Origin of the sequence: Oceanobacillus sp. FSL K6-0127 (genome assembly GCF_037983385.1) — a bacterium.
In the GTDB taxonomy this organism is placed as follows: domain Bacteria; phylum Bacillota; class Bacilli; order Bacillales; family Amphibacillaceae; genus Oceanobacillus; species Oceanobacillus profundus.
Map to the genome: position 1 here is coordinate 1,649,518 of NZ_CP150287.1, position 13,625 is coordinate 1,663,142.

The 13,625-nt window shown below is 38.3% G+C and carries 13 protein-coding genes; 7 read left to right on the forward strand and 6 right to left on the reverse strand.

The features are described 5' to 3' along the window. Positions 1 to 54: 54 nt before the first annotated feature. Positions 55 to 645: a pyridoxal 5'-phosphate synthase glutaminase subunit PdxT gene (pdxT, locus tag MHH64_RS08275; protein ID WP_340003051.1), complete on the reverse strand. Its 591-nt coding sequence runs from the start codon at positions 643 to 645 to the stop codon at positions 55 to 57. Between the two features lie 24 nt (positions 646 to 669). Beyond that, complete coding sequence (gene pdxS, locus MHH64_RS08280; protein ID WP_340003052.1) at positions 670 to 1,551, reverse strand: pyridoxal 5'-phosphate synthase lyase subunit PdxS; 882 nt, start codon at positions 1,549 to 1,551, stop codon at positions 670 to 672. Positions 1,552 to 1,676: 125 nt separating this feature from the next. On the opposite strand from pdxS, the gene MHH64_RS08285 reads away from it, so the two are divergent. The 3 genes from MHH64_RS08285 (at position 1,677) to MHH64_RS08295 (ending at position 4,716) form a co-directional block, all read left to right on the forward strand. Next, positions 1,677 to 3,095, forward strand: coding sequence for a PLP-dependent aminotransferase family protein (locus MHH64_RS08285; protein WP_340003053.1), 1,419 nt, complete (start codon positions 1,677 to 1,679; stop codon positions 3,093 to 3,095). 188 nt (positions 3,096 to 3,283) lie between these two features. Beyond that, the gene (locus tag MHH64_RS08290; protein ID WP_205127000.1) at positions 3,284 to 3,628 is read left to right on the forward strand and encodes a hypothetical protein; all 345 of its coding nucleotides are present in this window, start codon (positions 3,284 to 3,286) and stop codon (positions 3,626 to 3,628) included. 104 nt (positions 3,629 to 3,732) lie between these two features. Further along, positions 3,733 to 4,716 carry a 3-oxoacyl-ACP synthase III family protein gene (locus MHH64_RS08295; RefSeq protein WP_340003054.1) on the forward strand — a complete coding sequence of 328 codons (984 nt, stop codon included), beginning with the start codon at positions 3,733 to 3,735 and terminating at the stop codon, positions 4,714 to 4,716. Between the two features lie 53 nt (positions 4,717 to 4,769). Here the strand turns inward: MHH64_RS08295 and MHH64_RS08300 are convergent, their stop codons facing one another. Genes MHH64_RS08300 through MHH64_RS08310 form a run of 3 tightly spaced genes read right to left on the reverse strand, consistent with a single transcriptional unit; the run spans position 4,770 to position 8,332 of the window. Next, positions 4,770 to 6,650, reverse strand: a complete 1,881-nt coding sequence (locus MHH64_RS08300; protein WP_340003055.1) for a fructose-specific PTS transporter subunit EIIC — start codon at positions 6,648 to 6,650, stop codon at positions 4,770 to 4,772. A gap of 24 nt (positions 6,651 to 6,674) precedes the next feature. Beyond that, entirely contained in the window at positions 6,675 to 7,586 is a 912-nt protein-coding gene (pfkB, locus tag MHH64_RS08305) for a 1-phosphofructokinase (RefSeq protein ID WP_340003056.1), read from the reverse strand. Beyond that, on the reverse strand, positions 7,583 to 8,332 hold the full coding sequence (locus MHH64_RS08310; RefSeq protein ID WP_340003057.1) for a DeoR/GlpR family DNA-binding transcription regulator: 750 nt from the start codon (positions 8,330 to 8,332) through the stop codon (positions 7,583 to 7,585). The genes pfkB and MHH64_RS08310 overlap by 4 nt, the downstream gene beginning before the upstream one ends. A 359-nt stretch (positions 8,333 to 8,691) precedes the next feature. Between MHH64_RS08310 and MHH64_RS08315 the strand changes: the two genes are divergently transcribed. Next, the gene (locus tag MHH64_RS08315) at positions 8,692 to 9,720 is read left to right on the forward strand and encodes a PTS sugar transporter subunit IIC (RefSeq protein WP_303447653.1); all 1,029 of its coding nucleotides are present in this window, start codon (positions 8,692 to 8,694) and stop codon (positions 9,718 to 9,720) included. A 214-nt stretch (positions 9,721 to 9,934) separates the two neighbouring features. Here MHH64_RS08315 and MHH64_RS08320 read toward each other — a convergent pair whose 3' ends face one another. Further along, a complete protein-coding gene (locus MHH64_RS08320; protein ID WP_340003058.1) occupies positions 9,935 to 11,632 on the reverse strand; it encodes a methyl-accepting chemotaxis protein in 1,698 nt (565 codons plus the stop codon). Between the two features lie 221 nt (positions 11,633 to 11,853). Between MHH64_RS08320 and MHH64_RS08325 the strand changes: the two genes are divergently transcribed. The 3 genes from MHH64_RS08325 to MHH64_RS08335 all read left to right on the forward strand — a co-directional run bounded on the left by MHH64_RS08325 (position 11,854) and on the right by MHH64_RS08335 (position 13,469). Continuing rightward, a complete protein-coding gene (locus MHH64_RS08325; RefSeq protein ID WP_095313722.1) occupies positions 11,854 to 12,132 on the forward strand; it encodes a GNAT family N-acetyltransferase in 279 nt (92 codons plus the stop codon). Positions 12,133 to 12,136: 4 nt separating this feature from the next. Continuing rightward, entirely contained in the window at positions 12,137 to 12,367 is a 231-nt protein-coding gene (locus tag MHH64_RS08330) for an excisionase family DNA-binding protein (protein WP_095313720.1), read from the forward strand. Between the two features lie 193 nt (positions 12,368 to 12,560). Further along, positions 12,561 to 13,469, forward strand: a complete 909-nt coding sequence (locus MHH64_RS08335) for an RluA family pseudouridine synthase (protein ID WP_095313718.1) — start codon at positions 12,561 to 12,563, stop codon at positions 13,467 to 13,469. Positions 13,470 to 13,625: the final 156 nt, after the last annotated feature.

Genomic DNA, 13,625 nt, shown 5'->3' on the forward strand with positions numbered 1-13,625 from the left:
TAAATTGACAAAGCAAGTTAGGTTGCTTTTTTACAAACCTAACTTGCTTCTTTATTAAGAGATGATTAATTCCTTTTTGTATTCTGTAACCATACTAACAAATAGCTCAAGGAAACGTGTATCCCCAGTTAGTTCGGGATGAAAGGAGCTGACAAGTAAGTGCTCTTGTTTTGCAGCAACAATATGCTCGTTATATGTAGCTAAAATTTCCACATGAGTTACTGCGCTCTCCACATAAGGAGCTCGAATAAAGACTGCTGTAAATGGGTCAGCAATACCTTTAACATCGAGCTTCGCTTCAAAGCTGTCGCGCTGCCTGCCGAAAGCATTCCGTTTCACGCAAATATCCATTAATCCAAGATGTGAATCCTCTGAACCTGAAAGCTCTTTGGCGAGCAGTACCATTCCAGCACAAGTACCGAAAATCGGTTTTTTGCTCTTTGCAAATTTCTTTATTGGATCAGTGAATCCATAACGATGAATAAGTCTGCTTATTGTTGTGCTTTCTCCGCCTGGTAAGATTAAACCATCAATTTCCTGAAGTTGTTCGGGTTGCTTAATTGTTATTCCTTCTAATCCTAAAGCAGTAATTTGCTTGATATGCTCTTCAACCGCACCCTGTAATCCTAAGACGCCGATTTTCATGACTTTCATCCTTTCTTAAGAAGCTTACCTTTCTTGCATTCTCTCTTCAGCAGCAAGTGTAGCAATATCGATTCCTTTCATTGCACTTCCAAGCTCTTGGGAAAGCTTACCAATTAGGTCATAATCATTGTAATAGGTCGTTGCTTGTACAATGGCATTTGCGAACTTCTCTGGGTTTTCTGATTTGAAGACCCCGGATCCTACGAATACGCCATCTGCACCTAATTCCATCATTAATGCAGCATCAGCTGGTGTAGCAACCCCACCGGCAGCAAAATTAACAACTGGTAACTTTCCTGCTTCCTTAATTTGTTTTAATATTTCATAAGGGGCACCAAGGATTTTTGCCTCTGTCATAAGCTCATCATCGTTCATTAAGGTTACTTTGCGGACCTGTGCATTTACTTGACGCATATGACGAACTGCTTCAACGATATTCCCTGTTCCAGGTTCACCTTTTGTACGAAGCATGGCAGCACCTTCCCCAATTCTGCGTGCAGCTTCCCCTAAATCACGGCAGCCACAGACAAATGGTACTGTATATGCGTTTTTCAGCAGGTGGAATTCTTCATCCGCAGGCGTTAATACTTCACTTTCATCAATATAATCTACTCCCATTGCTTCTAAAACACGAGCTTCTACAATATGCCCGATACGTGCTTTCGCCATGACAGGAATCGATACAGCATTCATTACTTCTTCAACGATGCGAGGATCAGCCATTCGAGCAACTCCACCAGCAGCACGAATATCGGATGGTACTCTTTCTAATGCCATAACAGCAACCGCACCTGAAGCCTCTGCAATTTTCGCTTGTTCCGCATTAACAACATCCATAATGACGCCGCCCTTTTGCATTTGCGCCATCCCTCGTTTTACCGTTTCAGTGCCTAATAATTTTTCCATTTTTACCACTCACTTTCTATGTTGTTTTTTTCAGAATTTAGTTTATTATAAAAAGTATGTGGCTGTATTAAAAGTGTCAGTTTTTATAAAAATGATAGGGTCAGAAAAAAGGAGTGCTAAAAATTATGGATATGCTGTCCTGCCATTTAAACCGAACGAGTGATGTCCCTTTATATGAACAATTATATATATTTATCAAAACAGAAATTATAGATGGGCGTCTGGAATATGGAAGCAAGCTGCCTTCAAAACGGAAGCTTGCTGAGTTTCTAAAGGTTAGTCAAAATACAGTTGAAACCGCTTATGAGCAATTAGTTGCAGAAGGGTATGTGGATGGTATACCGAGGAAGGGATATTTTGTATTGGCGTATGCCGACTTAGAATATGTGCATCAGGCAGAAGCTTCAGCAGAGGATGAAAAAGAAGAGGAAACTGTGATTTATAATTTTCACCCAAGCTGGGTGGATACGGAAAATTTTCCATTTTCCAAGTGGAGGAAGTATGCAAAAAACTCCATGGATATGCAAAACCATTCCTTGCTTCTGTTAGGTGATTCCCAGGGGGAATTTGAGCTCCGCCGGGAAATTGCGCACTATTTATATCATGCCCGAGGTGTAAAATGTGCTCCAGAAGAGATTTTTATCGGTGCAGGGAGCGAATTTTTATTGCAACAGCTTGTCCTATTATTTAAGCACCAGACAGTCTATGGTGTGGAGGACCCTGGTTATCATGTGATTTCTCGAATATTAAGCAACTATCCAAATGAAGTACATCCACTTGAAGTTGATGATGAAGGAGTGGACGTGAGCACAATCGAAAATAAACAAATGAATGTTGTCTATGTAACGCCATCGCATCATTTTCCATATGGATCTGTATTGTCTGTGAATCGCAGAGTTAAGCTTTTAAATTGGGCAGCAGCTGCAGTAGATCGTTATATTATTGAGGACGACTATGATAGTGAATTTCGTTACAGCGGGAAATCAATCCCTTCGTTACAGGGGATGGACCAGGCGGGAAGAGTAATCTATTTAGGGAGCTTTTCCAAATCGCTCATCCCCTCACTTCGTATTAGCTATATGGTGCTCCCTAAGCTGTTGCTGCAAAAATACAAAAACAAGCTATCATTTTATCATTGTTCCGTTTCAAGGATTGATCAGCATATCTTAACACAATTTATGAAAAACGGAGATTTTGAAAAGCATTTAAATCGCATGCGAAAAATTTATCGCAGGAAATTAGAGAAGACATTAGAGATGTTAAAGCCTTACCAAGAGAAGCTGCAAGTAATTGGAGAACATTCAGGACTTCATATCGTTCTTGCTGTGAAAAATGGGATGGATGAAAAAGAGCTTATCCATCGAGCAACAGAAGCAGATTTGAAAGTGTATGGCTTATCCTTTTATTCGATGGAAAAACGTTATCGTGGTGATCCAAAAATAATTCTTGGCTTTGCAGGAATACCTGAAGAGGAGTTGCCAAAAGCTATCGAGTTGCTGTTAGTTAGCTGGGGTTTTTTCTCAAACTCTATAGATGTAGGTTAATACCAAGCATTGCACTAACTCCTTTATATAGGTACAAAAGGATAGTTAATTAGGACTTCATAAGTCTATTAAAAGGTGACAATAGACCTTCATTTTGCTATACTAATTCTTGTCGTCTTTGGCAGGTAGTAAAATTTTCCTCAACTGTCAAATGTTCGATTAAGCTTATAATGTCAGGAGTTTTGGAATTGGAAGAAAAATATTATGTAAAATTAAATCGAGCAAAAAAAATAATAGATTGTATGGTTAGTGGGACATTTGTACCAGAAGATGCGCAAAGCTTTGTAGATGATTATCATAAAGCTGTAAACTCGATTAACCCAGCAGAATACACGCTTGAATTCGATTGTACGTCGATGCAAGTTGTTTCGGCAGATATGGTTCCCCATTTAGAAGCATGCTTCGGTTTATACAAAGAATCTGGATTTAACAAGGTAATTTTCAAGGTGCAGGATAATGTAGTTTTAAAAATGCAATTTAACAGACTTGCTAGAAACACAGGGTTAACAAACGTAGAAGTTACGTCAGACTAAAACTGAATGAAACGAGAAGAAGAACAAGGTTTCGTTAAAAATCTTGTTCTTTTAGATTGAGCAATTATCATGAATCAGATATAGAAGAAGGGGTTTTACATCTTATGAATATCAGAATAAAGGAAGTAGGAATTTATCATCCACAAACATCAGTGAATAATGAATTTTACCTCGATCATTTCCAAAAGCAAGGCAAAGATATCAGACGATTTGTCCAACATATGGGAAGGAAAGATCGCTATATCATTAAAAACAATGATGAGAATGCACTTACGATGGCGATTGAGGCAAGTAAAACGGTACTGGAAAAAGCGGGAATGTCAGGAAAAGATATTGATATGCTTGTCTTCTCTACACAAACACCAGAATATACATTTCCAACGAATGCATTATTTCTGCACAATGCCATTGAAGGAGATGAGCACACGATTGTACTGGACTCGAATGCAAACTGTGCAGGAATGACAGCAGCGGTTGAACAGGCATCACGTTATATGAAAGCAAATCCAAACGTAAAAACTGCCCTCATTGTAGGTTCAGATTATAACTCACTTCTCTGTGATCCAGAAGATGAAATTACATATTCTAACTATGGTGATGCTGCTGCTGCGGTAATTTTAGAGACGACAGAAGAAGATACAGGCTTCATCGACTCAGTTTATGCAGTAGATTCGAAAAGCAGAAATAATATTGTTTATCCAGAAAAGGGATTGTCGAATACACTACGAGGGGTGGCTCAAGGCAAATATATTAAATGGATACCTTTTGATGGAAGTGAAAGTATGAAACATGTTGAGGAATCCTTCGAAACAATCTTTGAAAGAAATAACCTAACGAAAGCGGATATCGGAATATATTGCCTCTCGCAATTTTCACTTGCAACAATTCTAGAGATTCAAGAAAAATTCAATATTCATGATGATCAGATTGTTTACGTAGGAGATCAATTTGGTTACACAGGCACTAGTAGTCCATTTATTGTTCTGCATGAAGGCGTTAAATCCGGCAAAATTAAACGCGGAGATTATTTATTATTCTGGACCATTGGTGCAGGATACCAGATTGTAACGATGGTATTTAAATATTAAATCGCAAAAAAAACCGGCATCCTTATAAGTGGATGCTGGCTTTTTATTAAAGTTTATTTTCCTTGACCAACAGCTGGCTTTTTCCATAAGCCAAGCAATACAGCTGATACAACAGTACCAATGGCAAGGGAAAGCAGGAAGAATAAAGGATTCTCTGCTAAAGGAATTACGAAAATTCCTCCATGTGGTGCTGGGATAGCACTATTCCAGAATTGCGTTAAACCACCAGCGATTGCTGCTCCTAGAACCGAGGATCCGATTACGCGTAATGGATCTGCAGCAGCGAATGGAATCGCACCTTCCGTAATAAAGGAAATTCCCATCACATAGTTCGTGACACCTGATTTGCGTTCATTTTCATTAAACTTGTTTTTAAAAAATGTTGAAGCAAGCGCAATGGCAAGTGGTGGCACCATTCCTCCAGCCATAACTGCTGCCATCAGGCTGCCATCTCCAGTGTCCGTGAAAATACCAATCGAAAATGCATACGCAGCTTTGTTAAATGGGCCACCCATATCGATAGCCATCATGCCACCAAGTAATGCTCCAAGAATAACTGCATTTCCTGTTCCAAGGTTTTGTAAAAATTCAACCATCACATGGTTAAGACCGGCAAAAATTGGGCCAAACACAAAATACATAAGAAGGCCAGTGAAAAATAGACCTAAAACAGGGTAAAGCAAGATTGGCTTTAAACCATCCAATGCTCGTGGTAAGCCGCGTAAACCTCTTTTTAAAAGTACAACGATATATCCAGCTAAGAAACCAGCAACTAAGCCACCAATAAACCCAGCTTCACTTTGAACAGCAATTAATCCACCAACCATACCTGGCATTAATCCAGGGCGATCTGCGATACTCATTGCGATAAATCCAGCGAATATTGGGATTAAGAAGTTGAATGCATTGCCACCAACTTCATTCAGGAAAAGAAAAATTTCACTGTCACTGCCTAAAATACTTTCAAATAGGAAGGAAATCGCTAATAGAATACCACCACCAATAACAAATGGCAGCATATGTGATATCCCATTCATTAAATCTTTATACACAGTGTTTAGTACAGATGATTTTTGCTTTTCTTCGTTATCAGAACTGACAGCAGACTCTTGTGCATGATAAACAGCTGCATCATGATTCACTGCTTTGGTAATCAGTTCTTCTGTTTTCTTAATACCGTCTGCTACCGGTCTTTCCAATACACGCTTGCCATTGAACCGAGCCATTTCTACTTTCTTGCTTGCTGCTACAATAACGGCATCTGCACGTGCGATCTCTTCATCGGTTAAACGGTTTTTCGCTCCATCCGAGCCATTTGTTTCTACACGAATGTCGACATTCATTTCAGCTGCTTTTTTCTTTAAAGCATCTTCAGCCATATACGTATGAGCGATTCCAGTCGGGCAGGCGGTAACAGCAACAATAAATGGTTTAGTTGAATCGGTATCAACCATTGTATCCGCTGGGGATTCAGTATCATCTTCTTCAGACTGATTGAACAGCTGATGAACTTCATCAGGTGAGTTTGCTTGTTTGAGCTGCCCGACAAAATCTGGGTCAATTAATAATTTGGAAAGTGATGCAAGTGTTTGCAGGTGAGTATCATTGGCACCTTCTGGAACAGCAATCATAAAAAATAAATATGCAGGCTGACCATCTAGCGACTCATATTCAACACCTTTTGTACTCTTGGCAAAAAGCACTGCAGGTTCATTTACTGCTTTTGTTTTAGCATGTGGCATTGCAATGCCATCACCAAGACCTGTAGAGGATTGTGCTTCACGGTTTAATATAGCCTCTTTAAATTCCTCTGCATCCTGGACAACGCCATTTTTATGGAGGCTACGAATCATTTCGTCAATTGCTGTCTCCTTGGTTGTTGCCTGCAAGTCCATAATCATAATATCTTTTCTTAATAATTCGGTTGTTTTCAAGGTTATCATCCTTTATTTAAATTTTTACACAGGGGAAATTTTTACTTGATCAACTAAAGCGAGAATATCGTTTCGCTTCGCTAGATCATCAGAAAAGGCTGTTGCGCTGCCAGAAGCTATCCCCATCTTAAATGCTCGCTCTGCATCCTTTGTTTTGATATATTCACCAACAAATCCGGCAATCATGGAGTCACCTGCTCCTACAGAGTTCTTAACAACTCCTTTTGGACTTGTTCCTTTATAGATGACTTCTTTTGTGAAAAGAAATGCGCCATCACCAGCCATGGAGACGATTGCGTGCTGTGCTCCAAGCTCGAGTAATTTCTTGCCATATTGCAGGATAGTTTCTTTCGTGTTTATCTTAGTTCCGAATAGCTCTTCCAATTCCTCGAGGTTCGGTTTAACGAGTAAAGGATTATAAGGCAATGCAGCCTTTAAGTCTTCACCAGTAGTATCGATAATAAATGCAGCATTGGATTTCGTAATCACATCAATTAATGTATGGTAGTAATTATCTGGGAGAGAAGGTGGCTTGCTTCCCGATAAAATAACACTATCTTCACTGGAAATATTACCGATTTGTTTTAAGAGAGCATCGGCTTCTTCAGTGGAGATGGCAGGTCCTTGCCCATTAATTTCAGTTTCAAGCTCTGATTTTAGCTTAATATTAATTCTCGTATCATTTTGAATTTGGATGAAATCTGCAGAAATATTGTCCTTTTGTAACCAATTGGAAATAAAATCTCCGGTAAATCCCCCTAAAAAACCAAGTGCGGTTGAATGTACATCAAGTTCTTGTAAAATTCGAGATACATTAATACCTTTGCCTCCAGGGAGTTTTAGATCGTTCGTCATTTTATTCAATTTTCCAAGGTCTATATTCTTCACTTGTACGATATAGTCAATGGATGGATTTAAGGTAATTGTGTAAATCATTGATTCGCCTCCCAAATTGTTGTTTTCGCTTTATAGGGTCTAAGGTCCTCATGACAGGAATCCGTAATCAACATAACTTCTTCGATCCCGCATACGTTTACGAAGTGAACTTTATCCCATTTTGTATAATCTGCTAAAACATAAGCTGTCGCAGAATGCTGATGGGCAATTGTTTTTAATGCCGCTTCTTCTGGGTCGGGGGTTGTACATCCGAATGTTGCATCGATTCCATTCATTCCTAGAAAGGATTTATTGAATTGGTATTTTTGCAGTTCATTTTGACTTGGAGTACCAACAATAGCTTTTGTTGATGGCTTTACTTTACCACCTATTAAAATGGTGTTGATTTCTTTATCTGTAAGTAAGGATGCATGTACGATTCCGTTTGTTACTACAGTAATATTCCACTTATTTATGAATTCAATCATTGCTAATGTTGTTGTTCCGGCATCTAAATAAATCACGTCATTATCTTCAATAAAAGAAGCTGCTAATTTTGCAATGGCTATTTTTTCTTGATTGTTTTTGATGGATTTTTCCTGAATTGACTGTTCGCTATCCAATTGATAGATACGCTTTGCTCCTCCATGGATACGTGTTAATTCTCCAGCTTCCTCCAAATGTTGCAGATCTCTTCTTATTGTAGACTCTGAACTGTTAAGTGAATTCATTAAATCTTGCGTTTTAACAATGTTCGCCTGTTTTAATTCATTTAATATGAATGTATGTCGTTCCTCAGTTAACATATACACCCTCCTAATCAGTATAATAACATCAAAAACAGTCAAAAACAATCAAGTTGATAGCGTTGTCACAAAAATGACCTATTGTTTAAATGTTCATAATAAAATTACTTTTGACTCTAAGTAAAAATCGTAATATGATAGTAACAATTTATTACGAGTGAAAAGAGATTATTATGGGAAACAAAAGCCAGCAAATTTATTTGACTAACTTATAGACTGGCATTCGTTAAAAAGAATTTGTTTGGTAGGGTTTGGACACTTCGCGAAGACATTCTATCTGCAATGGAGACAGTGCATTCACTGAAATGTCGGAATTGTCCATCATTTTACATTGAATAAAATATAAGGGGATATACATCATGAAACAATCAACGAAGAAATATATCATTGATCGAATGTACAAGGCTTCTATCGGGCTTGCAAACGCCGTGTTGGTAACACTCGGAATTGGTTTGTTGGTTGAAGCTTTTGGAACCATTACTGGTTGGGCAGGATTTACAACAATTGGTACAGCTGCTCAGCTAATGCTTGCCCCAGCTATCGGAGCTGGAATTGCATATCAGTTAGGTGGAAATACATTAGTTATCTTTAGTGCAATGGCAAGTAGTACGGTTGGCGCGAATGCTCTGCAGCTTGCCGCTGACGGTGGATGGGTCCTGACAACTGGACAGCCTGTAAGTGCCGTTTTGGCAGCAGTTATCGCAACATGGGTTGGTAGAAGAGTAACTGGAAAGACGAAGTTGGATATGCTCGCTATTCCATTTACTGCAATCATGATTGGGGGCGTGTCAGGTGTATTCCTAGCATGGGTCACAACTCCTGTCCTTGTATGGTTAAGTGAAAAGATTGCTACTTCTGTGGGAGGATCACCATTGGTTGGTTCGATTGTTATTGCCCTTATATGGAGTGTATTTCTTATGTCGCCGGCTTCTTCAGCAGCTATCGCGATTGCACTCCAGCTTGATCCTGTTTCTAGTGCTGCTGCATTAATCGGCTGTACGGCACAATTTGCTGGTTTTACTGCAATGTCGTTTAGACAAAATGAACTTGGAGCAAATATTGCACAGTCATTCCTTACACCTAAGGTACAGGTACCCAATATCGTGAAGAATCCACGATTAGTAATTGGCCCATTTCTTTCATCAATTATTTGTGCACCAATCGCTATTATTCTATTTGATTTCCAAGTTCCATATCAGCTTGCTGGACTCGGGTTAAATTCCTTTATCGCTCCGCTAAATATTATAGCGAATCAAGGACTAGGAACATTAATAATGTATCTTGTAGTAGGTGTCTTCCTACCGATTATTATCTCTATTTCGGTCTATCATGCATTGAAAGTAATTGGTTGGGCAAAAACTGGTGATTTGCGAATGGAAGTACAATAAGATAGAAGAAAGCCACATATTGTATACAAAAAAAGCGTGATTAGTTTCGCTACGTGCGAATCGATCACGCTTTTTATAATTGGCAGGAAACTATAAAGTTTGCATGCATTTGATAACTTAGATACCGGAGCAGCCACGTCCAAGAAGCGCTACAGCTGTAGTCAGACTTCACTCCACCGTAATTCGCTTGCCGGACGCTTGCGACTATGTTTTATTATGGATTGGATGATTCTATTTCAAACTGTGTTGTCACACGCTCTAAAGATTTAGACAATCCAGATATTGTTAACCCCACCTCATGTGTACGTTGCATTTGTTCGTATTGCTGTTCACTTTTTACGCGCATTTCTTCAGCGCTAGCTAACGTTTCTTGAGAAACAGAAGCAAATTCATCTGCCGCATATTCTAAAGCAGGAATTTCATTTTTTAAGCTTTCTAGCTCTGCGTTCATATCCTGAAGTTTTGTCTCAACCTTTGCGATTTCCTTCATAAGATTATCCAATGATAACTTTGCATCGTTTGCTGTCGTAATATTTAAACCTATCTTATTTAACATTTGTTTAAATTCTTCAGTAGCATTGGAGGTAATATTCCCCATATTGCTAATAGATTGAGTGATTTTAGCAGCAGTTGCGGAAGATTGCTCTGCAAGTTTACCAACTTCATTGGCGACAACGGAAAAACCTTTACCAGATTCTCCAGCACGAGCAGCTTCAATCGTTGCATTAAGTGCTAATAGTTTTGTTTGTTCTGCAATTCCTTGAATTAGTCCTACTGAATTTGAAATGGACATCGAGTATTCATTTACTTGCTGAATTGTTTTGGTTAAATGCTCAAAGTCATTTTCAAAAGCTTGTGTTGTATTGATTAATCGTGATATATGTTTTTCGCCAGTAATTGCTGTATTCCCCATACGTTTGGAATTGCTAAATACAATAGCCATATTCGTGATGATATCCTCTGTTTTGTTTTTCATCGTAATAAAGCTTGCTACACTGCTTTCTGAGCTGTTCGCAGTTTGTTCTGCACCTAATTTCACAACATTAATAGACTCGGTTAAATCATGGCTGTATTGTAGTGCGTCATCAGAGGAATGCTCTAGTGTCTTTCCTGTACGCGACAATTCAACTGCAGTTTTCTTTAACTCATTAAACATGGTCGTCATCTGGTTAATCATGGAATCATAGCTTCTATGTAATGATACAAATTCTGGTATTGTTGTTTTCATTGCTGCCGAATTCTGAAGGTTTCCATTACGAACTTCCCGCATTGTGTCTCGTAGAACAGAAAGCGGCTTGGTTAAGGTACGAACAAAAAGGATAATCAATATAGTAGAAAGAATAATACTTGTAGCGGTAATTAAAATAGATACAAATCCCATACTATTAACAGGTGCCATAAATGATTGTGTCGGCACAAGTAATACATAGGTGCCGTTAATTTCGTCCATTTGTTGGAAAGTTATTGTGTACGTTTCGCCATCAATTACGCGCTGAAGCTGCCCATCCTGCGATTCTGTAATGGTTTGAACCAAAGAATCAGGAATATTTGGCAGTGAATCCGCACTGACTGGAAAAGGTGTTACACTATTATCAGCAATATAAAAGAAATCCGATTCCATCCCATCGGTTTCTAATTGGCTCTGCTGCGTACGAATGTTAGAATTCAATTGCTGCATAAAATAATCTTCATCACTCACGTAGAGAAAGTGGAGATTTTCTGCTATGTAACCAATTAATTGAGCTTCGCGAACTAATCGATCTTCAATCGTAGTTATTGTCATTTGCTTCGCTTGTATGTATGAAGTAACTCCAACCGCAGTGACGGATAAAAAGATTAAAGATAAAAACAATATACTCAATCTAGCATGTAAATTTGTTTTAGTAAGTAAGAGATGGTAAAACCGTTTCACAAAATTGATGCCTCCTTAATTTTCGCAAAGATAAACAGGTCTTTCGGACTGCTACTATTTCAGTATAACAATCTATTGTTAAGTTACTGTAAAGTGAATGTAAAGGATTATTTTCCTTTCTCCATCAAGGGATTGAATAGGATTGATATTATTTCCACCACAATTGTTTGACAAGTGAGGTATAATAGAGGGTGGTAGACGTAAATTTGAGGAGGATAAAAATGACTACTATTAATAAAGGCGAAAATAAATTTTATGTAGGAGACAATATAAAAGAACCACTTGCAGAAATTACGTTTGTGCAAATTGGAGATTCGAAAATTGTAATTGATCATACATATGTTTCAGATGAATTACGTGGTCAAGGTATTGCTGGAAAATTAGTAGAGCAGGTCGTTTTGTTTGCCCGTGAAAAAAACAGAAAGATAACACCGTTATGTCCTTATGCGAAAAATAAAATCGAAAATACTCCAGAATTTCGAGATGTGTTAGGCGCGTAATTTCATGTACCTAACAATCGAGGAAACCGCGGAATATATAGCAATGAATCCCTCAAGTGTTACAGCGCTGGTTATGCAAGGACGTATACGTGCAATTCATGATGGGGAGCAGTATTTAATTAATAAAGAACAGTTTACAACACATTTTGAACAAGTAGAAAAGTACAAAAAAATGATTCAAGAATATCTAAACGAACCAATACCAGAAGATATAGATGTGAAAGATGAAGATTAAAAAAATGGCAAATTTCAATTAGTGTTAAGTATATGCTAGACTTTATTGAAGGAAAGTGTAGCATATACTTAACACTTTTTTGGCAGTCTGCATATTTCTTTCTGCATAAGTGCAACTTAGGCATTCGCTAAAGGCTCTGAGAATGCTAAGTTCTCTAATATAACTGCTATTCAACTATAGAGGAGTTTATCATATGGCTAGTAAATATCATTCAAAAAATAAACAGCAACCAAAGTCACTTCAATTTAAAGTAGAAGAGGCAAGTGAATTATTACCTTTTTTAATAAAGGTCATGTCAAATCGTAGTCGCAATTCCGTTAAATCAATACTTGCCCGTGGTCAGGTAACGGTTGATGATCATATTGAAACGAAGTACAATTATGCCTTGCATCCTGGACAAAAAGTTACGATTTTAAAAAATAAAGCTGCGATTAAGCAGAATGTATTAATAGGCATGTCTATCTTGTATGAGGATGATGCCGTTATTGTTATCAATAAGGAAGCAGGACTGCTTGCGATTGCAACAGAAAAGGAAAAAAAGCAAACAGCTTACCACCAGCTGATGGAATATGTAAGACAGGAAGACCCAGATAATCGAATATTTGTTGTGCACCGTTTAGACAAAGGTACATCCGGCGTAATGCTGTTTGCCAAGCAAAAAGAAGTAAAACAAACCTTACAAAATAATTGGAAACGGGTGGTTAAGGAACGTACGTATGTTGCATTAGTTGAAGGAGAAGTAACGAAGCAGGACGGCTATATTTCATCCTGGCTTAAGGAAAGTAAGGCGCATAGAGTCTATTCTAGTCCTATTAAAAATGATGGGCAGCTTGCAATAACGCGTTATAAAGTAATGCAATCCAATGAGGATTTTTCATTGCTTGAAGTAAAATTAGAGACTGGCCGTAAAAATCAAATACGTGTCCATATGGAGGATCTTGGACATCCGATTGTTGGCGATAAAAAATACGGGTCTAAACATAATGTGATTGGAAGATTAGGTCTCCATGCGAAAGTATTATCATTTCAACATCCAACTACTGGACAATTACTGCTGTTCCAAGCAGATGTGCCAAAATCATTTTTGAAGAAGTCGAAGTAAAAGAACAAAAGTGGAAGCGTCCGGTAAGCGACGTACGGACTGCGCCCCGTACTTTGGGGTGGTTCGACTTGTCGAACATTCTTACGCAGGAGATTCACTCCAAAGTATAAGATGAACTATGACTTTCGCCGTTATGGGCGAAAAGTCAAGTTCATC

Excerpts from the sequence above, each read along its gene's own strand:
- pdxT (WP_340003051.1), bottom strand. The coding sequence starts at position 645 with ATGAAAATCGGCGTCTTAGGATTACAGGGTGCGGTTGAAGAGCATATC.
- pdxS (WP_340003052.1), bottom strand. The coding sequence starts at position 1,551 with ATGGAAAAATTATTAGGCACTGAAACGGTAAAACGAGGGATGGCGCAA.
- MHH64_RS08285 (WP_340003053.1), top strand. The coding sequence starts at position 1,677 with ATGGATATGCTGTCCTGCCATTTAAACCGAACGAGTGATGTCCCTTTA.
- MHH64_RS08295 (WP_340003054.1), top strand. The coding sequence starts at position 3,733 with ATGAATATCAGAATAAAGGAAGTAGGAATTTATCATCCACAAACATCA.
- pfkB (WP_340003056.1), bottom strand. The coding sequence starts at position 7,586 with ATGATTTACACAATTACCTTAAATCCATCCATTGACTATATCGTACAA.
- MHH64_RS08310 (WP_340003057.1), bottom strand. The coding sequence starts at position 8,332 with ATGTTAACTGAGGAACGACATACATTCATATTAAATGAATTAAAACAG.
- MHH64_RS08315 (WP_303447653.1), top strand. The coding sequence starts at position 8,692 with ATGAAACAATCAACGAAGAAATATATCATTGATCGAATGTACAAGGCT.
- MHH64_RS08325 (WP_095313722.1), top strand. The coding sequence starts at position 11,854 with ATGACTACTATTAATAAAGGCGAAAATAAATTTTATGTAGGAGACAAT.
- MHH64_RS08330 (WP_095313720.1), top strand. The coding sequence starts at position 12,137 with ATGTACCTAACAATCGAGGAAACCGCGGAATATATAGCAATGAATCCC.
- MHH64_RS08335 (WP_095313718.1), top strand. The coding sequence starts at position 12,561 with ATGGCTAGTAAATATCATTCAAAAAATAAACAGCAACCAAAGTCACTT.